The sequence below is a fragment of the Flavobacterium sp. HJ-32-4 genome (assembly GCF_022532105.1).
In the GTDB taxonomy this organism is placed as follows: domain Bacteria; phylum Bacteroidota; class Bacteroidia; order Flavobacteriales; family Flavobacteriaceae; genus Flavobacterium.
The window spans coordinates 2,404,246-2,425,149 of sequence record NZ_CP092832.1 but is presented as its reverse complement, the minus strand read 5'-3'; the positions used below and the strand labels follow the sequence as shown (position 1 = coordinate 2,425,149).

The following is a 20,904-nucleotide window of genomic DNA, read 5'->3' as shown; positions in this document are numbered from 1 at the left end:
ATGGTATTCGACTTCAACTTTCACAGTTCGCTCTTGCTGGTGTTCTTCGTGCACAATGTGGTGTACACCGGACTTTTTCTATATAAAGGATGGGTAAACCAACAGCGCCCGGCCGCGTGGCTGGGGATTTTTTCGTTACTGGCCGCCCTCTACATCGTCCCCTGGATGGTGGGTTTTGCCGGATGGTATGGCGCACAACCCTATCGCGATCTCCTTTTTTACCTGCCCTTCCAACAACTGTTTCTCTTCGGTCCGGTGCTGTTTTTCTATGTGGTAAGCCTGTTCAACCCAAAGTTTCGGCTCAGGAAGAAACATGGGCTGCATTTCCTGCCCGCCCTACTCTACAATCTTTTTTGCGTCGTGATGGTCGTGTACGACCAACTCATCCTCGGACGCTATTATTTTCTCGCCAACGAACAAGATCCGGATTTTGACGACTGGTACCAGATCGCGGGTTATGTGAGTATGATCCTCTACGTCGTAGCCGCCATCCGTTATTACAACCGATACAAAAAGATGGTGGAGCAGGTATTGAGCAACGCGGGGGACTTCCTGTTCCGGTGGGTGCGTAATTTCCTCATCGCTTTCCTCCTGACGCTGGCAGCCTGGTTGTATGTCGCCCTGTTCGGCCTTTTCTATAAGGTCGACTACAACGACAGTTGGTGGTACTTCCTGTCGTTCGCCCTTATTTGTTACTACATCGGCATCGCGGGATACAACAACGCCGTCGCAACGCCTTTTTTCTTCCGCACCCGGGTTTTTGGAGGTGATGCAACGATGTACTCGCTTCCCGCACACCGCCCTCGTCTCGATGCCCCGTCCGAATTATTCGAGGAAATTTCACTGGAGGAAGAACGGGAAGACAACGAAGCGCCTATATCGCCCGACATGGAGCGGATCGGTGCACAAATCGAACGCCTTTTATCCGAAAACCGCCTGTTCGAACAACCCGACCTGACGCTGTTTGACCTCGCCCGCCACCTCGATACCAACATTACCGTATTGAGCCGTGTGGTAAACCGCGTGTTCCAGCGGAACTTTAATGACCTGGTCAACCAATACCGTATCGACGACTTCATCCGGCGACTGGAAAAACAAGAACACAAACGGCACACCTTACTGTCGCTGGCCTACGACTGCGGATTCAACAGCAAGACGACCTTCAACCGGGCCTTCCGGAAAGCCGTAGGGCAAACGCCACAGCAATATATTCGCGAACGACAGCTCTAGCACGGGGCTACAAAAAGGGTTCAAATCATGATCTGGCGCGATGGGCAGGCAATTTATCCGCAGTTTTGCCTCATCAAACCGATATACCCATGAAAAAAATCCTTTCCCTTCTCACCCGCCCTACCCTGTTGCCCCACTGGTGGCAGGATGTGCTGCTGATCACACCCCGCCTTTTTTGTGGGTATCTGTTGGCGTTCAACTTTGGGGCCGCCAAATTTGGTATGCCATGGAGTCCGCCCGAAACCAATCTCCATCTCTTTGAAGTAGCGTTTTGGTTTCCCAATGACGTAGCCGAATACGGCGGCCTATTCAAAATGTTTCCCGGTTTCTTCGCCTGGATGGGCGCTTTCGCGGAAGCGATCGGCGGACTGGCACTCATTATCGGTTTCCAGACGCGCGTATTCTCCTTCCTGATTATTTGTACGATGCTGGTGGCAGCTTACATCCAACACGCCGGCGCCGACCTGTGGCAGCAATTGCCGGCTCTCGCCTTTCTGTTCGTAGCGCTGCAACACCTCGTAATGGGCGGTGGCCGTTTCAGTATCGATTATCTCCTCACCAAAAAAATGACATCATGAAAAAGTACTTCCTCCTGGTTACATTAGGCCTGCTTGTCGCCAGTTGCGTACAGAAAGCCACCGATAAAACCGTGTTCGTGACCCTGACCGTGACGGGTAAGAAGAATATCCAGTCTGTCGGCATTCGCGGCGATGGTAACCCGCTTTCGTGGGAGCAGGATTATCCGATGAAGGAAGTGATCAAAGATTCGGTTTACGAAGCCTGCCTTCATTCCCGGACGGCTTTTGCGTATTCGGAAATGAAATGTACTGTCGATGGCCAATGGGAATTGGAGAACCAACCGAACCGCAAAATTATCTACGAAGACGGAAAAGACACGATCTTCGTACGCGTCAACTTTGATCAACCCTAAAAACACTGCTGCTATATGCTACGCCTTGCCCTTCCAATCGTCCTACTCATTTCGTCGGTACTCGCGGGTGCCCAGACAGCGCTTCCGCCTGCGTGGGTCCAAAAATTGGATGCCATTACCGATAAAGATGTGCCCGCCGACGCACCGGGTGTCGCCTGCGCTATCATTCGTGACGGGAAATCAGTCTACCAACGCTGCTCGGGTTTCGCCGACCTGTCAACCAGGACGCCCATCACCGTCGACAGTCGTTTTAATGTCGCATCGAATGGCAAACAGTTCACCGCATTGGCAGTGCTTTTATTGGTAGATGCGGGAAAGCTCTCACTTGACGATGATTTCCGCACCTACTTACCCGGCGTATTACCCTCCGAAAAGAATCGCATCACCATCCGACATTTGCTCACACACCAAAGCGGTTTGCGCGACTGTTATGATCTTTGGTCATTGATGGGGCTCACCTGGTGGGAAAATACCTTTTCGAACGCCGATGTTTTGGCACTCCTAAAGCAGCAGGAAGGGCTTAACTTTCCTCCCGGAACCCGTTACCTCTACAGTAATACCAATTACATAGTGCTGGCAATGGTGATTGAAGCCGCTTCGGGGATGTCTTTCCGGGCCTACACTGATCAAATATTTCAAAAACTGGGCATGAACGACACGGCTTTCGAAAGCGATTATCGCCATATTTATGGCCCTATTGCCCGGGCATACTTCAACTTTGATAAATGGACGACCTACGACTGGAAATGGAACGTAGTGGGCGACGGCAACCTTTTTACCACCCTGCATGACCAAATGCTGTGGGAAGCCATCCTCCAGGGTAGGCCCGTGAAAGGCGTCAGTCCGGCATTATTGGCCAAAAGCCAACAGCCGTTGGTTGGAAGTGGTATCCGTAATTATGGCTATGGCCTTGAGTTCGGTACTTACAAAGGACTACCCTACACTTTTCACGAAGGAGCCACCGGCGCATGGAAGGCGACCGTACTGCGTTTTCCCGATAAACGCACGACAATCATTACGATGACCAATAGCGGTAAATGTGTGCCATCGACCCAAACCCGTGAGGTGGCCGACGTTTTTCTAGGGATTCCGACGGATGCCGGCAGCTGGCGTACAGTACCCGACAAAGTAGGAGAATATGTAGCGACGTCCGACGTTTTGGGAACCTATCTCTCTGACGCTGACTTCTGTTTTCGGTTTATCGAAAAAGATTATGCGCTTTTTCTGGCAAGGGCAGGAAGAAATGACGTCGAACTGGAAAGGGAAGGCCCTAATATCTTCCACCAGAAATACGATCCGGCCTTTAAGCAGGAATTCAAAAGAGAGGCCGATGGCGCACTTTCCGTTACGGCCTATTATACGGATCACGCCCCGTACAGCCTGAAAAAAGTGCAAGGAAATTTCTCAGGATTCCGCGACAGCGCTCCCAACGGCGACTTTGTCAATTCAGAAACCAACTCCCTTATGAGCATAGCGCTTACGGAGGGCCGATCCTATAAAGTGACCATCGGTGGAAATGAAATGGAGGGTATTTTGGTCGCGCCTGACAAACTGGTAGTAGGTTCCTATTCACTGTATACTGCAGACGGTTGGCGTAGCGTGCTTCTGAACGGCGAACGGATCGCAGCGGTGGTGTTTACAAGGAAATAGCAACGGAGTGACCATAAAAAAACCCTCTTCCGAGGGCTTCTGTCAATGTTTTCCATGACCTTTACCGTGGCCGTGACCTTTGCCTTTTCCGTGCGGATGTGCTTTCACGCCACGGGGCGGACTTGAGTATCCTTTCTTGTATTTCACTTTATGGACTTCATAAAGCGTGTAGGGCGCATGGCCGTGGTAGTCGGTCAGCACCACGGTGTGCCCGCGGTACGGATTGTAGCCGCGGTACATAGGGGGTAATTTCTTTACCCGTATCCATTTACCGTTGGACGGATAGATGTATACCGCACGCGGCCGGTCATAATACACCCCAATGTCGGGAAGGTAATAGTATTCGACTTCCTCATAGCCAACGGGTGCCCAGGCCGGAGCGGCTCCGATGTTGACGTTAACAGAAACCTGGGCCCGCGACGAGGCGAAAAACCCCAGACTAAACAGTGTGAACAATAGGATCTTTTTCATGGGTAATGCGTTTTCTTATTAATGAAGTTACGCATCACATCCGAATCGAACACATTCATTAAGAAAGATTTACCACAGAATCCAAAGGGTTTACTCCTCCTCTTCCTGGTGTGATTTGGAATATACCCGCCACTTCGCGATGCACTCTTCCATATCGGCCGGCATCTCCGAATCGAAGCGCATGAAGTCGCCGCTCACCGGATGCACGAAACCGAGCGTTTTGGCATGTAGGGCCTGTCGCGGGAGTACTTTGAAGCAATTGTCGACGAATTGTTTGTATTTGGTAAACGTGGTGCCTTTCAGTATTTGGTCGCCTCCGTACCGCTCGTCGTTGAATAAGGTGTGTCCGATGTATTTCATATGCACCCGGATCTGGTGCGTACGACCCGTTTCGAGTTTACACGACACCAAGGTCACGTAACCGAGGCGTTCGATGACCTTATAATGCGTCACCGCAGGCTTGCCGTCGCTACCATCGGGAAAAACGGCCATTTGCATCCGGTCTTTGAGGTGGCGACCGATATTTCCTTCGACGGTTCCTTCGTCTTCTTTTACATTGCCCCAAACGAGCGCCCGATACTCGCGTTCCGACGTCTTCTTCTCAAACTGCATCGCGAGATGGGCCAAGGCATGCTCGGTCTTTGCAACGACCAGAAGTCCGGAGGTATCTTTGTCGATACGGTGCACCAAACCAGGCCGCTGGCTGGAATTGAGGGGAAGATCGCGGTAGTGGTACGCAAGCGCGTTCACGAGTGTTCCGGTATAATTTCCGTGTCCGGGATGCACGACGAGTCCGGGTGGTTTATTGATCACAATCAACGCCTCGTCCTCATACACGATATCCAACGGAATGTCTTCAGGGATGATCAGGTTCTCAAAAGGCGGATGTGGGAACAGGATGCGGATGACATCGCCTGGCTTCACCTTATAATTCGACTTGACCGGCACGTCATTCACATAAATATCACCGTTGTCGGCGGCCTTTTGGACCTTGTTTCGCGTCACATTCTGGATGTGACCCATCAGGTATTTATCGATCCGGAGCAATGCCTGCCCTTTCGATACGTCGAAACGGTAATGCTCGTAAAGTTCGTCGTCTTCAGCTTCTAAAGAAGGATCCTGTACCATGTTTACTCCGGTATGCTGTCGGTGGTGACATCCGTCGAATCGGTGTCTTCAAACCCTACTTTTCCATCCCCCAATACGAGGTCGATTTTCGAAGCTTTCATGATTTTATCGCCCGGATGCAACAACTTTCCGCCCTGGCGCATTTCCAACACCATGTCTTTACCGAGGTACGGCTTGTACGTAATCTTACCTTCCTGCAAACCGGCCGACTGTAGGATCGATTGGGCATTGCGGTAGGTCTTTTCAATCAGGTCGGGCACGCGGGTCGATGAATAACCGGCCGAGTTCACTTTCAGGTAAATCTTCCGGTCTTCCTTCACCTTGTCACCCGGCGCAGGGTCCTGGCTCACGATCGAATACTTCGGATAGCCCGGCACGAAGTCAACGGTATCGAGGATTTCGTAGTCGAGGTCAGCGTCGTCCAGCTTTTCCTCCGCCGCTTCCACCGACAATTTACTGAGATCCGGTACGGAAATCTCCTGTCCGTGGTTGGTCGTGAAATCCAACCATTGCAACACCAGGAAACCGGCGATGATGACGATTCCAAGTGCCATGGCCACGCGGACGAAAAAGGCTTTACTCTTCAGGTATTCCGTAAGCTTCATGTAGACGCAGTTTTACTTCGTAACGGTTTATCCCGTTGCATCGTGTGCAAAGATAACGTTCCGATGTGAAAAAATGGTATTTTTGTTTGGTGCCAGAGACGCGCGCCCAGCCGGGTAACAGCCTTCAAAAGCGGATGACGTAACCCCGGCAGGAATCGGTTCAAAACGGCTCCTGACACGATTAAGACATAACCAAACCAACTACATGCCCAAACAGAAAATCGCCGTCGTGATGGGCGGCTACTCCGAAGAATCGGTGATTTCGCTGCGAAGCGGACAACTCATCCTCCAGAACCTTGACCCTGCCAAATATGAGGTGTATGAAATCCATATTTTGCCGGAAGGATGGGATGCGGTGGTAGACGGAACCCGTTATCCGATCGACCGCTCGGATTTCTCCGTCACGATAGGAAACGAGAAAATACGGTTCGATGCGGTGGCCAATACCATCCACGGCACACCCGGTGAAGACGGCCACATGCAGGCGTACTGGGAACTGCTGGAACTTCCCTACACCGGTTGTAACTTCTATCTTTCCGCGCTCACACTGAACAAACGCGATACGTTATCGGTGTTGTCGAAATTCGGCATCCCGATGGCGAAATCGGTGTACCTTTCGAAAGGCGATGCGGTGTCAGGGGACGATTTGGTAGCCCGTCTCGGACTCCCCCTTTTCGTCAAACCCAATCAATCAGGCAGCAGCCTGGGCGTATCGCGCGTCGAGTCACTTGAGCAGTTGCCAGCCGCGCTGGAATTCGCCTTTTCCGAAGACAGCGACATCCTGATTGAATCGTTCCTGAACGGTACTGAGATTTCGGTGGGTGTTTTCCACTACCGCGGCGCTACGACCGTACTTGGGATTACGGAGATCGTGCCACACAACGCGTTCTTCGATTATGAAGCCAAATATTTGGGGAAATCGGATGAAATCACCCCTGCCCGCCTCGATGCCGCTACGGAACAGCGTGTGCGCGAAATGGCCGCCAAAGTCTATGATTCCCTCGGGATGACCGGTTTTTCGCGGGCCGATTTCATCATAATGGACGGCGTGCCGCATTTCATTGAAATCAATACCAACCCGGGGTTATCGCCACAAAGCATCTTCCCGCAACAGGCCCGTCATGCCGGACTTTCGTTCGCTGATATGCTCGACAACGAACTCGAACTGGCGTTCAACCGCCGGTTGTTATGGCGTCGGTAATGCCATCCGCACTATTTGTATCTTTACGCTAAACCTTCTGAAATGAGAAGAGCTGTTTTTCCGGGATCATTCGATCCGATCACACTGGGACACTACGACATCATCAAACGCAGCCTGCCGTTGTTTGACGAAATCATCGTGGCTATTGGCGTGAATTCCGATAAAAAATACATGTTTCCGCTGGAAGAACGCCAACGCTTCATCGAACAGGCCTTCGCCGATGAACCGTCAGTAAAAGTGGTGACCTATAGCGGACTCACCATCGATTTCTGTAAGGAAGTAAAGGCGAAGTTCATCCTGCGGGGACTGCGGAACCCGGCGGACTTCGAGTTCGAGAAGGCCATCGCCCACACCAACCGGAAACTGTCGAAGATCGAAACGGTATTTTTGCTGACAGCGGCCAACACCTCTTATATTTCCTCGAGTATCGTGCGGGATGTTATTCGAAACGGAGGTGACTTCTCGGTGTTAGTACCTGACTCCGTTACACTTCCTTAAAGACCGGACGCTTCGCGGGCGGAACGCTCGTTTACCCGCGATTCCTCGAAAAGCAACTTGATGTTTTCATAGGAATTCTCCAGCGCCGCCGGAATTTCCTCGGGTTTCAGCCAGACGGCTTTTTCGATGCCCTCCTCGGGTTGTGGACGCAGTTTCCCCGTATAGTCGGTATACATCCCAAACCAGTGGGTCACCTTCAGTTTATAGCGGTTATTCCGTTTGAAAATGTGGTAGGTTTTCTGCAACTTTTCGTTGATGCGCAAACCTTTGACGCCGGTTTCCTCTTCTACCTCACGAAGTGCGGCATGCTCGACCTCCTCGCCTTTTTCAAGTCCGCCTTTCGGCAAATCCCATTTACCCTGCCGGAAGATAAAAAGCGTCTCTCCTTTTGCATTGCGAACGAGTCCGCCACCGGCCTTGTGCACCGGCATCCGCGATTTCAGCGTTCGCATGATTTCTTTTTCGTCGGGATAGTAGAGGTAGGCTTTGTTGATTTTACCCTGGTAGAGTTGCAAAATCAGTTTTCCGATATCGACACTTTCCAGCAAAAAAAGACGGAAATCCGTTTCTTTCATGATCTCGTCCGTGAGGAAAAGCGACTTGTCGTTCACAAAAACTTTATACATTTGCAGTATGATTTTCAACAAAGACACCGCCAGTAAAACGGCAGAGTTACTTTTACAAATAAACGCAATTAAATTAAATCCCGGAAATCCTTTTACCTGGGCTTCCGGTTGGAAATCCCCGATTTATTGCGACAATCGTGTGACCCTTTCCTTCCCTCCTATCCGCAACTACCTGAAAGAGGAATTTGCGCGCAATATCGAGCGACAGTTTGGTAAGCCCGACGTAATCGCAGGCGTGGCAACAGGTGCGATCGGTATTGGCCTTCTGGTCGCCGAAGCGTTGGCATTGCCTTTCGTATACGTGCGTCCGGAACCTAAAAAACACGGTCGTATGAACCAGATCGAAGGTTTCCTGCAGAAAGGCCAGAGCGTCGTCGTAATCGAAGATCTGATCAGCACCGGCAAAAGCAGCCTGATGGCGGTGGAAGCACTCAAAGAATCGGGTGCCATCGTCAAAGGAATGGCGGCCATTTTCAGCTACGGTTTCCAGGAATCGACGAAAGCGTTCAAGGAAGCCAATGTGGATTTGTATACCCTTAGCAACTACGAAAGCCTGTTACCACTGGCTGTCACCAAAAAATACATCACCGAAGACGAAGAACGTACGCTGGCCGAATGGCGGGTGAGTCCGTCTACGTGGGGTGAATAATCCCTTTTCACTATGAATTTAGAAAGCCCGAAAGTAACGGTCAACCAATCCGCCGAATACCTTTTCAACGCCCTTTCCCAAGTGGCGAATTACGAAAAACTGATGCCGGAAAACACGGCAAAATTTGAAATCACCGACGCCGAGTCGTTTATCTTCGGATTGAAAGGCATGCCGGAAATCAAGCTCCGCCTGAAAGGAAGTACCCCCTTTTCAGAGGTACGTTTGGGTGCGGCCTCTGACAAACTGCCGTTTGCCCTTACGGCGAAGATCGAGTCGGTAAGCGACAACCAGGCAGCCGTGCAACTCTTCTTCGAAGGGGAGTTCAATGCGATGATGGCGATGATGGTAAAGGGTCCGATCAGCAAGTTTATCGAGACGCTGGCAAACAACATGCCGAAGCTCTAATATAAGAGTTTTAGTTCCTTTATGGCGAATGACTTGCGTGTTTCGTCCTCAAGTTCCACTACAAGCTTTCCCGAAGCGTCGACGTGGCGGATTATACCCATAAAACGCTGCCCCTTTTCGTCCTCAAATGCCGACGGCCGGTCCTTTCGAAACAGGTGCGCGTGATACGATGCCCACACGCCGTCGCCATCCGCTGACAGTTTCGCGACCTGCGTTTTCAATTCTGCCACCAATTCGTTCAACACCGAATCGCGATCGAAGGGGATTCCCGCAGCCAGACACATAGACGACGCATAAGGTAACCCGTCGAATTGCGTTTGATTCACGTTTACGCCAATACCTATAACCGACGTAATGCCCTGCGACCCAAAGGTGTTTTCAATGAGGATACCCGCGAGTTTGCGATTGCCTGACAGAATGTCGTTCGGCCATTTGATTGCGGTGTCAGGCACTCCCAGTCGTTCCAACACGAGGGCAACGGCCAGGGCGATGGCGGCATTCAACCGGAAAAGAGCCTCCGCTTCCATCACCGCATTTCGCACCAACACACTGAACATCAGGTTTTGCCCCTTACCCGATTCCCACTTCGCGCCCATTTGTCCGCGCCCCGCCGACTGGTAGTCTGCCGTCACCACGGTGTAGTCCGGAAGTGATTCGCGGCCTGACAACTCCCTCAAATAGTCGTTTGTTGAGGGTGTGGCATCGAGTTTGATAAGGAACATGAGCGCTTTGTAATCTTACGTTAAGGTTCAAAAGTAACGACAAAAAATGGTAAATTTGCTACACATTATTCAGATTAAATGGCGAAAAAGAGCGTAAACAATGATATCCTGCTGGCACATATCATTAAGGGGATCGAAGAAGTAAAAGGAAATGACATTGATATACTTGACCTGAGGGAAATCGACAACTCTGCCTGCGACTACTTCATCATCTGCAACGGCAACTCGAACACGCAGGTAAACGCAATCGTAAACTCCGTACAGAAAATGGTCTCAAAGGAACTCAAAGACAAGCCCTGGCATGTCGAAGGCTCCGAAAACGGCGAATGGGTACTGATGGACTATGTGCATATCGTCGTACATGTCTTCCAGAAACACATCCGCGAATACTACAACATAGAAAGCCTTTGGGGCGATGCGAAGATCACTTCCATACAGACCAACTACTAACTTACACGCATCATGGCCAAAGAAAGCCCAAACAAAATAAAGTTCAATCCGCTATGGATGTACGCAGCCGTGTTTGGCCTGCTCATCTTTATATCGTTCAGCAATTCGCTGTTCGAGGATTCGTCCAAGATCACGATTTCAGTCTTCCACAAGTATCTAAACGAAGGGAAAATCGACCATGTGGTGGTCTACAACAAGACAGAAGCGGAAATTTTCCTTACGAAGGAAGCCAAAAAAGACCCGAAATTCAAAGACGCCTCCGACAACATCCTCGGCGGTCGCAACACGTCCCAACCGAATTTCCGATTGGAAGACGTAGGCGACAACGAAGCCTTCCAGAAAGAACTGGAAAAAGCAGTACAGCAAGGCAAACTGAAGGATTTCAACTACCTCCCGAAGAGCAATCTGATGGAGTATGCCGTGACCTTCCTTCCTATCATCATCATCGTGGCACTTTGGATCGTCATCATGCGACGCATGTCAGGCGCGGCAGGTGGACCGGGTGGTGGACAGATCTTCAACATCGGAAAATCACGCGCCCGCCTGTTCGATGAGAAGACCGACATCAAGACGACCTTTAAAGACGTTGCCGGACTCGAAGGGGCGAAAGAAGAGATACAGGAAATCGTCGACTTCCTGAAAAACCCACAACGGTATACCGCATTGGGTGGAAAAATTCCGAAAGGAGCATTGCTGGTAGGACCTCCGGGCACCGGTAAAACGCTACTGGCAAAAGCCGTGGCAGGCGAAGCGGGCGTTCCGTTCTTCTCCCTCTCCGGTTCCGACTTCCTTGAAATGTTTGTGGGTGTAGGTGCCTCACGGGTACGTGACCTCTTCAAACAGGCAAAAGAAAAAGCACCGGCCATCATCTTCATCGACGAGATCGATGCAGTAGGACGGGCGCGCGGACGCAACAACTTCTCCGGTGGTAACGACGAACGCGAGAATACGCTCAACCAACTCCTGACCGAAATGGACGGTTTTGGCACGAATTCCACCGTAATCGTACTTGCCGCGACCAACCGCGCCGACGTTCTCGACAAAGCACTGATGCGCGCCGGACGTTTCGACCGCCAGATCTACGTCGACCTTCCGGATGTTCGCGAACGGAAAGAGATTTTCGAAGTACACTTGCAGCCCTTGAAAAAAGGCAATGACCTCGATACCGATTTCCTCGCCAAACAAACGCCGGGCTTCTCAGGTGCCGACATTGCCAATGTATGTAACGAAGCTGCCCTGATCGCAGCGCGTAAAAACAAAACGGCTGTCGAAAAACAGGACTTCCTCGATGCGGTGGACCGGATTGTGGGCGGATTGGAGAAAAAGAACAAAATCATCACCGCAGAAGAAAAACGCGCGATTGCCGTACACGAAGCAGGCCACGCCACCGTCAGTTGGATGCTCGAACATGCAGCGCCACTGGTGAAAGTAACCATTGTGCCACGAGGCCAAAGCCTGGGTGCCGCCTGGTACCTGCCAGAGGAACGCCAGATCGTACGCCCTGACCAAATGCTTGACGAAATGTGTGCGACTATGGGCGGACGCGCAGCGGAGAGAGTGGTATTCGACCGGATTTCGACCGGCGCGCTCAGCGACCTCGAAAAAGTAACGCGCCAGGCCCGCGCCATGGTGACCATCTATGGACTGAACGACAAAATCGGTAACGTGACCTACTACGATTCAAGTGGGCAAAACGAATACAATTTCTCGAAACCGTATAGCGAAGACACAGCCCAGGTGATCGACAAGGAAATTTCCGAATTGATCGAAAGCCAATACCGCCGTGCCATCGACATCCTCGAGGAAAATAAAGATAAGCTGTTGCAACTGGCCGATATCCTCATCGACAGGGAAGTTATCTTTAAGGATGACCTTGAGACCATCTTCGGAAAGCGCACGTTCGACGAGAACCTACAGGAAGAAAAGTCACTTTAAAGCATCCGGACACATCAAAAATCGTAACGGGAAATTTTTTCCTGTTAAGATTTTTTTATCTTTGGAACTTACAGGCAGTATACCGCACTATGAGTCTTTTCAAAAAATTTTTCGGCGCCGGCCACGAAGCGGGTGATGAGCAACACGAAAACGAGTTGCAGTCCGGAAACTTCTCGCACCTTCCCGTTGATGAAATGTTCACACATCATTTCCGGAAGAATGGGGGGAAATTCCTCTATTGCGAAAGCCTGACGGAAGTCCGCGAGCATTTTCTCGACATCCTCGAAGAAAACGACTGGTTTGAATCACAGGTGATGTGCTTCGAACCCAAACTCTTCAGCATGCTCGACGAGAATAAACTCATATACGACAAACCGGAAAACCCTGTCTTTTTGTTGGCCAGTTGTGAGAACCTGATTGCAGATGAAGGCTCGGTCCTTTTTTCTTCCAACCAAATCAAGCAGAAAAAGCCACAGGAACTCCCTGTAAACATTGTCATCTTAGCGACGACCAGCCAGATTGTCCAAAGTAAAAGCGATGGATTGCGCGAAATCAAAAAGCGCTACGAAAAGGATTATCCGACCAATATCACGACGATCAAATACTTCGAAAAAGCCAAGGAAGAGGACTTCCTGCATTACGGAAGCGCAGCGAAGAACCTCTACCTCCTGCTTTTAGAAGACCAGTAACATGAACGAGACGCTGAAGCGGTCGCTATCGGGAGCGGTCTATGTCGGTTTACTGATTGGCTGCATCCTCTATTCGCGCGAATCGTTTCTCATCCTTTTTGGTATTTTCCTTCTTATATCGGTTTGGGAATTCTGTGCGCTCGTTTCCTTGCACCGCGCCCTTCCCCTGCTGCTGGCCGCGTCCGTATACGGCGTAAGCGCCTGGTTCCTGCTTTCCAAAACACCTTTTGACAATCGTTTCTATTACTCGGTGCTCGGCATTTCTTTGGCCTCCTGCCTGTTGTTGTGCCATTTTCTTTTTACAAAGAAGGAGTGGAATGCCACGCCCCTATTTCGTTATACGTCGCTGGTCGGTTACCTGATAGGCCCGTTTTTGCTGATGGCGCGGATCCCCATCTATGGCGACAATTATGCGTTTCGGATCATCATCGGCTATTTTATCATCATCTGGACCAACGACACCTTCGCGTATCTCGTGGGCAAATCCATCGGGAAACACAAACTGTTTGAGCGCATTTCGCCTAAAAAAACCATCGAGGGTTTCCTGGGTGGACTCTTCTTTTCCCTATTGGCGGCCTACCTGATTACCCGTTTCCTCATCCATCCCGTACCGTCTGTGTTCAACCAACGCTGGCTCCAATGGACGTTTACAGCCCTCATCCTGAGCGTCTTTGGTACTATTGGGGATTTAGTCGAATCAAAATTCAAGCGGTTGGCCGGCGTAAAAGACAGCGGTCGCATCATGCCGGGCCACGGTGGTGTGTTGGATCGACTCGATAGTATTATCTTTGCAACACCATTTGTCTATCTGTTTTACCAAATACTGGACTATGTTCTTCAAATTCCATAAGGAAGGTTCAAAAATCATCCTCATCGCCGTGACGATCACCGTTGCGGTTGTCTTAGCTACCGACAGCCTCATCCATTTGCGTTGGTTGCAGGTGACCGTCGACCTGACAGCACTTGCATTCCTGATCATCGTATTGCAGTTTTTCCGCAATCCGAACCGCAGTATCCTGGTAAACAACAAAAACGTAACGGCACCGGTTGACGGCAAAGTAGTCGTGATCGAGGAAGTGTTTGAAAAGGAATATTTCAAGGATACACGCCTGCAGGTGTCGATTTTCATGTCACCGATCAACGTACACGTAACGCGCTTTCCCGTAAGCGGAAAGGTGCTGTTCAGCAAATACCATCCGGGGAAATTCCTGGTGGCATGGGATCCGAAATCAAGTGAGGAGAATGAACGCACGACGATTGTAGTCGAGAATAAAGTCTGGGGACCTATCCTCTACCGCCAGATTGCCGGTGCGCTTGCCAAACGTATCGTGAACTATGCCGTGGAAGGCATGGATGTGGTGCAGGGAGAAGATGCCGGATTCATCAAGTTCGGATCGCGTGTGGACGTGTTCCTGCCGGTCGGCACCAAAGTAAACGTGCAACTCGGCCAGACGGTGAAAGGAAACGTGACGATTTTAGCGAACCGCGACTAATGGACGATAAGGAACTGGAAACGCGCTTCAGGGACGCGGTTGACGTCGCCTACAACCTGCCGGAAGGGTCACTGGCACCCGACGTGCAGTTGCGGTTGTATGCGTTTTACAAGCAGGCTACGCACGGGGCACCCGATTACCGGCCTGCTTCCGAATCAAACCTGCGAACCGCTTTCAAAGCGAATGCCTGGCTGCAAATCAGCTATTTGTCTCCAGAAGACGCCATGCGACAGTATATTGAAATGGTCGATGAAATCATCAAGAATCGAGAAGAATGAAACGTTTTCCTATTGGTGTGGCCGTCGCATTCACGGTGACCTTTTTCAGTTGCAACGATAACAAACTACACGAAGTGGTGGAAGTACCGCTTCCTGCCAAAGAAGAAAAGATCACCATCGGTCATCCCGACGATGTAAAAGCCGAGCCCGGCGCGTTCGAAATCAGCAAACTGTCATACGAATACGATGCCCTGTCGCCGTTCCTGAGTCCGTTGGCAGTAGAACTCCATTTTTCCAAACATTACCTTTCGTATACGAACAACCTGAACAAGGTGTTGGCGGGAACCGAGAACGAATCGCTTCCCATAGAAGACATCCTCAAAAAAGCCTACGCCGAGAACGCCGAACTACGCAACAACGCGGGTGGTTATTACAACCACACCTTCTTCTTCGAATCGTTGAAAGGAAAAGGCGGACAGGTTAAAGATACCCTCGCGGCTGCTATTGACCGCGATTTTGGCTCCTTCGATACCTTCCGCAACCAATTTGAAGACGCCGCCGGTAAACAATTCGGATCCGGATGGGCGTGGCTGGTAGTCGACCGTTCCGGAAAGCTGCAGGTCACTGCCACTGCCAACCAGGACAATCCGTTGATGCCGGGCGTGGCCGTTCCGGGAAAGCCGATTTTGGCACTTGATGTATGGGAACATGCCTATTACATCGACTACCAATACCGTCGTAAAAAGTACATAGAAGCGTTCTGGACCCACATCAACTGGGACAAGGCCCTGGAACGCTACGAAGACGCCATCCGCAAATAACGGTTAGGCGCCCAGCGACGCCAGGCTCTGTTCGATCGTGGCAATCTTCGCCAAGGCGTCGGCCTCTTTCTTCCGCTCGTTTTCGATGACGTTCGCCGGGGCACCTGCCACGAATTTCTCGTTGGAAAGTTTCGCCTGTACTGATTTCAGGAAGCCTTGTGTATACGTAAGTTCCTCGCGTAGTTTCTCAACTTCAGCCGCCACGTCGATGTTCCCGGTCACCGGAATAAAATACTCATTCGATTTCACCCGGAACGACAGCGCGCCGTCTACTTTCTCGGATACATACGTCAATGATGACAGGTTACCGAGTTTTCGAAGGATGGCATCAAAGCGTCCCGCTCCTTTTTCATGGTCGAGGACGTGAAGCTCCAGGGTATCGCGCTGCGGGATATTCTTGTCTTTTCGGATCGTACGGATGCCTGCGATGACCTCCGATACGAACTCGAACTCGGATAGCAACGAGGCATCGAACGGCTTCGCTTCCGGCCAGGTAGAGATGATCAGCGCCTCTTCCGGACGTCGGTCGGCGATATGCTGCCAGATTTCCTCCGTAAGGAACGGCATGAACGGATGCAGTAACTTCAGGTTCGCCTCCAACATCTCAATCGCCTTTCCAAACGTGACGCCGTCAATCGGTTGTTGGTAACCCGGTTTGATCATTTCGAGGAACCACGAACAGAAGTCGTCCCACACCAATTTATAGATTGCCATGAGCGCATCGGAAATGCGGTATTTCGAGAAATGGTCTTCGATTTCCGCCAGCGTATGTTGCAACTTGGCCTCATACCAGGCAATCGCTTCGGCAGCCGCTGCGGGTTGCTCGATAGCGGCTACCTCCCACCCTTTCACCAGGCGAAATGCGTTCCAAATCTTATGGGCGAAGGCTTTACCGTTGGCACACAGCTCTTCGTCGAACAGGATATCATTCCCGGCCGATGCACTGAGGAGCAGGCCCACACGAACACCGTCTGCTCCGAATGTGTCGATCAGGTCAAGCGGATCCGGTGAATTGCCCAGCGACTTCGACATTTTCCGGCGTTGCTTGTCACGCACGAGTCCGGTGAGGTATACGTTGGAGAACGGCTTGTCTTTTCCGTATTCATATCCCGCAATGATCATACGGGCCACCCAGAAAAAGAGGATGTCCGGTCCGGTTACGAGATCATTTGTCGGATAGTAATATTTATAATCCGGATTTTCCGGGTCCATGATACCTCCAAACACCGCCATCGGCCACAGCCAGGACGAAAACCAGGTGTCGAGCGCATCCGGATCCTGCTTCAGGTCCGACGCGGTCAACTGTGGGTTTCCAGACTTTTCACGGGCCAGGTCAACCGCCTGTTCGAGGGTTTCCGCCACGACGAAATCTTCTTTCCCATCGCCGTAGTAATAGGCCGGGATCTGTTGTCCCCACCACAACTGCCTTGAGATATTCCAATCACGGATGTTTTCGAGCCAATGGCGATACGTGTTGTTGAAACGCGACGGATACAATTTGATTTCATCCGTCTCGAGTACCGCTTTGATAGCCGGCTTCACCAACTCTTCCATTTTCAGGAACCATTGGTCGGAAAGACGCGGTTCAATCACGGCCTTCGTCCGTTCCGACGTACCGACGTTGCTGGTATGGTTCTCCGTTTTGGTCAGTAGTTGCTTTTCTTCCAGTTCCTTCGCAATTTCCTCGCGAACCACAAAACGGTCTTTGCCTTTATAGTGCAAACCAAAGGAATTCAGTGAAGCATCCTCATTAAAGATGTCAATCACGTCCAAACCATGCTTCTGGCCGAGCACCTGGTCATTCACATCGTGCGCCGGTGTTACTTTGAGGCAACCGGTACCGAATTCCACGTCCACATACTCGTCCTCAATGATCGGCACCACGCGGTTGCAGATCGGCACGATGGCCTTCTTCCCTTTCAGGTGTGCGTAGCGCTCGTCGTTGGGGTTGATGCAGACAGCGGTGTCGCCAAAAATCGTCTCGGGGCGTGTAGTGGCAACGGTCAGGAAACCATCCTCCCCTTCTACCTTATATTTCAGGAAATAGAGTTTTCCCTGCCGTTCTTCATAATTCACTTCTTCATCCGACAGCGTCGTTTTCGCCTCCGGATCCCAGTTTACCATGCGGTACCCGCGGTAGATGAGTCCCTTATTGTAAAGATCCACAAACGAACGGATGACCGATGCCGTCATATCCGGGTCCATCGTGAACTTTGTACGGTCCCAATCACACGACGCGCCGAGTTTCTTCAATTGCTCGAGGATGACACCGCCGTATTTATCGGTCCATTCCCAGGCGTGCTTCAGGAACTCCTCCCGTGTGAGGTCGGCTTTGTTGATGCCTTCTTTTTTGAGTTTGTCCACAACCTTCGCTTCCGTGGCAATCGACGCGTGGTCGGTACCCGGAACCCAGCACGCATTGAAGCCTTTCAGACGCGCACGACGGATCAGCACATCCTGAATGGTGTTATTGAGCATGTGCCCCATGTGCAGCACCCCGGTGACGTTCGGCGGTGGGATTACGATGGTGTAGGGCGTGCGATGATCGGGTTTGGAATGGAAATACCCGTTTTCCATCCAGTAATCATACCATTTTTTCTCAATGGAGGCGGCGTCAAATTGCGCAGGAAGGCTCATGTCTTGTACTATTCGTTAGAATCGGGCAACGCGTTCAAATCCCTTGACTGTAAAGGCCTCGCGGGTTGGTACGCTTTTTGCACCGGCCCACAAAAGTACGGAATTGGCCTCGTATAAAAAATTGCGCCAATTGAATTTGTTCTTATCGGCAAACCCGCTACATTTACGAACCTAATCTACTGGAAACGATGAAAAAACTGTTTTTCCTGGCTTTGATTTCCGTTGGCATGTCGGTGGCACATGCGCAGGCCGGTCCCAAGATCGAGTTTCTTGCCAAAGACAACACGATTGACTACGGAACGGTTTCGAAAGCGACCGACAACGGTATCCGCACCTTTGAGTTCCGGAATACCGGCGATGCACCGCTCATCATCAAGAATGTCCAGTCGACCTGCGGTTGTACGGTTCCAACGAAACCGACCGAACCGATCGCCCCGGGCAAAACCGGTAAGATTGATGTGAAATACAATATGCAGATGGGTGCCATCCGCAAAACCATAACCGTCGAATCAAATGCCGTAAACGTGCCCGATGGCATGGTGGTATTGAAGATAAAAGGCGAAGTGGTTCCGGAAAAAGGAAGCAACCCCATCGAAAAGAGCAAGACGCTTATTGAACACTAGCAGAGGGAAAAGCCGTCCGAAAGGGCGGTTTTTTTTATGTAACGTGAGTTCGATAGAAGCGTGTCGTCAAGAGGACGGAAAATAGCTCAAAAGAACATCGCGAACGGATGTTTTCCGGGTCCGAACTTGTAAATGTTATGGTTTTGAGTTCTTTACAAAGCGACTGACGAAATGCTTCTATCGAACTCACGTTATTTAGAAAGGATAAGGATGTCGACACGTCGGTTGTCGTTTTCCTCTCCGGCATCCTGTTCCGGAATCGGATGCAACGGCATCTGGATGCCATAACCTTTATAGGTCAACCGGTTGCGGGCGATCTTATTCCGAAGGAGGTACTGGAAAACAGCCTTCGCCCGGGCGGTCGACACGTTATTGACGTCTTCGACAGGTTGGCAGCAGATATGTCCGCGTATCTCCACCTTCAGCGTTGGACTATCGCGGAGGATACACAACAGTTCATATAAAACCGGCTCCGACTTCGGAACCAGACGCGCCGAATTATTGAAAAAGTACAGTTGGGGCAACAACACCACATCACCCTCTTTCGCCTTGTCGACCAGTTTTCGAAGTTCTGACACGGCGGGAAGGCTCGGCGCTTTTGATGGATCTTTTGCGACCGGCCGCTCCCGTATCCGCCATGCCATCACCACCTTTCGGTTTTCGGCCTGGACGGGCGACTGCTCAAAATCCTCGCCATACCCCTTGGCTTCGTAATCGGGCAACACTTCGACGTTTTTCGAGATAAGATAATCGTATACGCTGCGGACGCGTTTCAGCGACAGCGAGTCGTTGTAGGCGTTACGGCCCTTCCAATCGCAATAGCCATAGAGTTTGGTGACTTCCGCATCCGGATGTTCGGCCAGCCATCGGTCTAATTTGGCTTGTGCGCCGGCATTCAGGTCATACTTATCGTATTCGAAGAAAATCTCGAGTTGTTGTCCGTGCACGGCGAACGACACCCACAAAAACAACACGATGCGCCCCCAGCCTTTCAAGGCGCACCGTTGGCTACAATTTCGATCTCGACCCTCCGGTTAGCCGCACGTTCGGCTTCGTCTCGCTCAGGAAGCGGATAGAGTGGCTGGCTGCTGCCGAAACCGCGATAGCTCAACCGCGACTTGTCGATGCCGTTGGCCACAAGGAACTCCCGCACCGCTTTGGCCCGTTTGGTGGACAGGTCGACACGATCGACGGGCATACAGCACAGGTGTCCCTGTATGTCGATCTTCAACTGGGGGTTCTGCTGCATCACAAGAAGTAATTCATAAAGTTTGCCCCGCGATTCATTGGTGATGGCGAAGGTATTGAGTTGGAAATTCAGGTTCTCGACCTTGAGCTTTTCACCCGGTTTTCCGTCGTTTATCTTTCCCATGAAGGCGCGGTCGAGTTCAAACTCCGATTTTGTACCGTCGGGATTTGTTAAGACAATCTTCTCCGGATACTTGGGTTTTGGACGCGCTTCGACAACGGGTTCCGGTGCCTTGATGCCCAATATTTCATTCTCCCGGGCGCGTTCTTCGGGGCGTAGGTACGTAACGACCACACGCCGGTTCTTCGCTTTACCACCGGATAACTGCACACTTTCCCCGAAACTACGGGTCGCGAAATCGTCGCGGGTGTCGATCTTGCCTTTCAGGAGACCAAATACGTGCGACACCCTTCGCTGCGCCAGCGTGTCGTTGTAGCCGGTCGAGCCGACCTCATCCGTATAACCGTTGATGGCGACGACTTTTGATCCGGTATTGGCCTTGATCCATTCTTCAAAACGGCCGCGTTCGGTAGCAGACAATTCAAATTTACCCGTGTCGAAATAGACGGTAACGGACTGTTGGGCGGTGGCAACGGATGCGAACACCCCTACCAGAAAAAAAAGGATTGATTTCATACGATGATAACGAAGTTACGCAAAATTTATGTCGCAT

Annotated in this window: 24 protein-coding genes; 16 read left to right on the top strand and 8 right to left on the bottom strand. The window is 51.1% G+C overall.

The features are described from left to right. The 4 genes from MKO97_RS10220 to MKO97_RS10205 all read left to right on the top strand — a co-directional run bounded on the left by MKO97_RS10220 (position 1) and on the right by MKO97_RS10205 (position 3,811). Positions 1 to 1,230, top strand: coding sequence for an AraC family transcriptional regulator (locus MKO97_RS10220; protein ID WP_241103121.1), 1,230 nt, complete (start codon positions 1 to 3; stop codon positions 1,228 to 1,230). Between the two features lie 89 nt (positions 1,231 to 1,319). Further along, positions 1,320 to 1,808, top strand: coding sequence for a DoxX family protein (locus MKO97_RS10215; protein ID WP_241103120.1), 489 nt, complete (start codon positions 1,320 to 1,322; stop codon positions 1,806 to 1,808). Further along, positions 1,805 to 2,161 (top strand): hypothetical protein, encoded by a 357-nt coding sequence (locus MKO97_RS10210; RefSeq protein WP_241103119.1) that lies wholly within the window; start codon positions 1,805 to 1,807, stop codon positions 2,159 to 2,161. Before MKO97_RS10215 ends, MKO97_RS10210 begins: the two co-directional genes overlap by 4 nt. A gap of 15 nt (positions 2,162 to 2,176) precedes the next feature. After that, the gene (locus MKO97_RS10205; RefSeq protein ID WP_241103118.1) at positions 2,177 to 3,811 is read left to right on the top strand and encodes a serine hydrolase; all 1,635 of its coding nucleotides are present in this window, start codon (positions 2,177 to 2,179) and stop codon (positions 3,809 to 3,811) included. Between the two features lie 42 nt (positions 3,812 to 3,853). On the opposite strand, the gene MKO97_RS10200 is transcribed toward MKO97_RS10205, so the two are convergent. The 3 genes from MKO97_RS10200 to MKO97_RS10190 all read right to left on the bottom strand — a co-directional run bounded on the left by MKO97_RS10200 (position 3,854) and on the right by MKO97_RS10190 (position 6,015). Further along, the gene (locus MKO97_RS10200) at positions 3,854 to 4,282 is read right to left on the bottom strand and encodes a hypothetical protein (protein ID WP_241103117.1); all 429 of its coding nucleotides are present in this window, start codon (positions 4,280 to 4,282) and stop codon (positions 3,854 to 3,856) included. 90 nt (positions 4,283 to 4,372) lie between these two features. Further along, positions 4,373 to 5,410: an RluA family pseudouridine synthase gene (locus MKO97_RS10195; protein ID WP_241103116.1), complete on the bottom strand. Its 1,038-nt coding sequence runs from the start codon at positions 5,408 to 5,410 to the stop codon at positions 4,373 to 4,375. Between the two features lie 2 nt (positions 5,411 to 5,412). Further along, a complete protein-coding gene (locus tag MKO97_RS10190; protein WP_241103115.1) occupies positions 5,413 to 6,015 on the bottom strand; it encodes a PASTA domain-containing protein in 603 nt (200 codons plus the stop codon). Positions 6,016 to 6,220: 205 nt separating this feature from the next. Here MKO97_RS10190 and MKO97_RS10185 point away from each other — a divergent pair, with 205 nt between their 5' ends. Both MKO97_RS10185 and coaD read left to right on the top strand, forming a co-directional pair. After that, complete coding sequence (locus tag MKO97_RS10185; protein ID WP_241103114.1) at positions 6,221 to 7,216, top strand: D-alanine--D-alanine ligase; 996 nt, start codon at positions 6,221 to 6,223, stop codon at positions 7,214 to 7,216. Positions 7,217 to 7,258: 42 nt separating this feature from the next. Next, a complete protein-coding gene (gene coaD, locus MKO97_RS10180; protein ID WP_241103113.1) occupies positions 7,259 to 7,714 on the top strand; it encodes a pantetheine-phosphate adenylyltransferase in 456 nt (151 codons plus the stop codon). On the opposite strand, the gene MKO97_RS10175 is transcribed toward coaD, so the two are convergent. Further along, positions 7,711 to 8,340, bottom strand: coding sequence for an NUDIX hydrolase (locus MKO97_RS10175; RefSeq protein WP_241103112.1), 630 nt, complete (start codon positions 8,338 to 8,340; stop codon positions 7,711 to 7,713). The genes coaD and MKO97_RS10175 overlap by 4 nt on opposite strands. A gap of 7 nt (positions 8,341 to 8,347) precedes the next feature. On the opposite strand from MKO97_RS10175, the gene pyrE reads away from it, so the two are divergent. Both pyrE and MKO97_RS10165 read left to right on the top strand, forming a co-directional pair. Next, positions 8,348 to 8,989: an orotate phosphoribosyltransferase gene (pyrE, locus tag MKO97_RS10170; protein WP_241103111.1), complete on the top strand. Its 642-nt coding sequence runs from the start codon at positions 8,348 to 8,350 to the stop codon at positions 8,987 to 8,989. A gap of 12 nt (positions 8,990 to 9,001) precedes the next feature. After that, a complete protein-coding gene (locus tag MKO97_RS10165) occupies positions 9,002 to 9,394 on the top strand; it encodes an SRPBCC family protein (protein WP_241103110.1) in 393 nt (130 codons plus the stop codon). On the opposite strand, the gene MKO97_RS10160 is transcribed toward MKO97_RS10165, so the two are convergent. Further along, positions 9,391 to 10,116 (bottom strand): biotin--[acetyl-CoA-carboxylase] ligase, encoded by a 726-nt coding sequence (locus MKO97_RS10160; protein WP_241103109.1) that lies wholly within the window; start codon positions 10,114 to 10,116, stop codon positions 9,391 to 9,393. The genes MKO97_RS10165 and MKO97_RS10160 overlap by 4 nt on opposite strands. A gap of 78 nt (positions 10,117 to 10,194) precedes the next feature. Between MKO97_RS10160 and rsfS the strand changes: the two genes are divergently transcribed. The 7 genes from rsfS to MKO97_RS10125 all read left to right on the top strand — a co-directional run bounded on the left by rsfS (position 10,195) and on the right by MKO97_RS10125 (position 15,722). Next, entirely contained in the window at positions 10,195 to 10,566 is a 372-nt protein-coding gene (gene rsfS / locus MKO97_RS10155; protein ID WP_241103108.1) for a ribosome silencing factor, read from the top strand. Positions 10,567 to 10,578: 12 nt separating this feature from the next. Further along, the gene (gene ftsH, locus MKO97_RS10150; protein ID WP_241103107.1) at positions 10,579 to 12,501 is read left to right on the top strand and encodes an ATP-dependent zinc metalloprotease FtsH; all 1,923 of its coding nucleotides are present in this window, start codon (positions 10,579 to 10,581) and stop codon (positions 12,499 to 12,501) included. Between the two features lie 89 nt (positions 12,502 to 12,590). Then, the gene (locus tag MKO97_RS10145; protein WP_241103106.1) at positions 12,591 to 13,190 is read left to right on the top strand and encodes a lactate utilization protein B/C; all 600 of its coding nucleotides are present in this window, start codon (positions 12,591 to 12,593) and stop codon (positions 13,188 to 13,190) included. Position 13,191: 1 nt separating this feature from the next. After that, positions 13,192 to 14,040 (top strand): phosphatidate cytidylyltransferase, encoded by an 849-nt coding sequence (locus MKO97_RS10140; protein WP_241103105.1) that lies wholly within the window; start codon positions 13,192 to 13,194, stop codon positions 14,038 to 14,040. Next, positions 14,021 to 14,683, top strand: coding sequence for a phosphatidylserine decarboxylase family protein (locus tag MKO97_RS10135; protein ID WP_241103104.1), 663 nt, complete (start codon positions 14,021 to 14,023; stop codon positions 14,681 to 14,683). Before MKO97_RS10140 ends, MKO97_RS10135 begins: the two co-directional genes overlap by 20 nt. Further along, the gene (locus MKO97_RS10130; protein WP_241103103.1) at positions 14,683 to 14,961 is read left to right on the top strand and encodes an acyl-CoA-binding protein; all 279 of its coding nucleotides are present in this window, start codon (positions 14,683 to 14,685) and stop codon (positions 14,959 to 14,961) included. The genes MKO97_RS10135 and MKO97_RS10130 overlap by 1 nt, the downstream gene beginning before the upstream one ends. Continuing rightward, on the top strand, positions 14,958 to 15,722 hold the full coding sequence (locus MKO97_RS10125; protein ID WP_241103102.1) for a superoxide dismutase: 765 nt from the start codon (positions 14,958 to 14,960) through the stop codon (positions 15,720 to 15,722). The genes MKO97_RS10130 and MKO97_RS10125 overlap by 4 nt, the downstream gene beginning before the upstream one ends. 3 nt (positions 15,723 to 15,725) lie before the next feature. Here MKO97_RS10125 and MKO97_RS10120 read toward each other — a convergent pair whose 3' ends face one another. Further along, positions 15,726 to 18,359: a valine--tRNA ligase gene (locus tag MKO97_RS10120; RefSeq protein ID WP_241103101.1), complete on the bottom strand. Its 2,634-nt coding sequence runs from the start codon at positions 18,357 to 18,359 to the stop codon at positions 15,726 to 15,728. Between the two features lie 188 nt (positions 18,360 to 18,547). On the opposite strand from MKO97_RS10120, the gene MKO97_RS10115 reads away from it, so the two are divergent. Continuing rightward, complete coding sequence (locus MKO97_RS10115; protein WP_241103100.1) at positions 18,548 to 18,982, top strand: DUF1573 domain-containing protein; 435 nt, start codon at positions 18,548 to 18,550, stop codon at positions 18,980 to 18,982. A gap of 191 nt (positions 18,983 to 19,173) precedes the next feature. On the opposite strand, the gene MKO97_RS10110 is transcribed toward MKO97_RS10115, so the two are convergent. Together MKO97_RS10110 and MKO97_RS10105 are read right to left on the bottom strand one after the other, a co-directional pair. Further along, positions 19,174 to 19,977, bottom strand: a complete 804-nt coding sequence (locus MKO97_RS10110; protein ID WP_241103099.1) for an OmpA family protein — start codon at positions 19,975 to 19,977, stop codon at positions 19,174 to 19,176. Further along, positions 19,974 to 20,867, bottom strand: a complete 894-nt coding sequence (locus tag MKO97_RS10105; RefSeq protein ID WP_241103098.1) for an OmpA family protein — start codon at positions 20,865 to 20,867, stop codon at positions 19,974 to 19,976. The genes MKO97_RS10110 and MKO97_RS10105 overlap by 4 nt, the downstream gene beginning before the upstream one ends. Between the last annotated feature and the right edge of the window lie 37 nt (positions 20,868 to 20,904).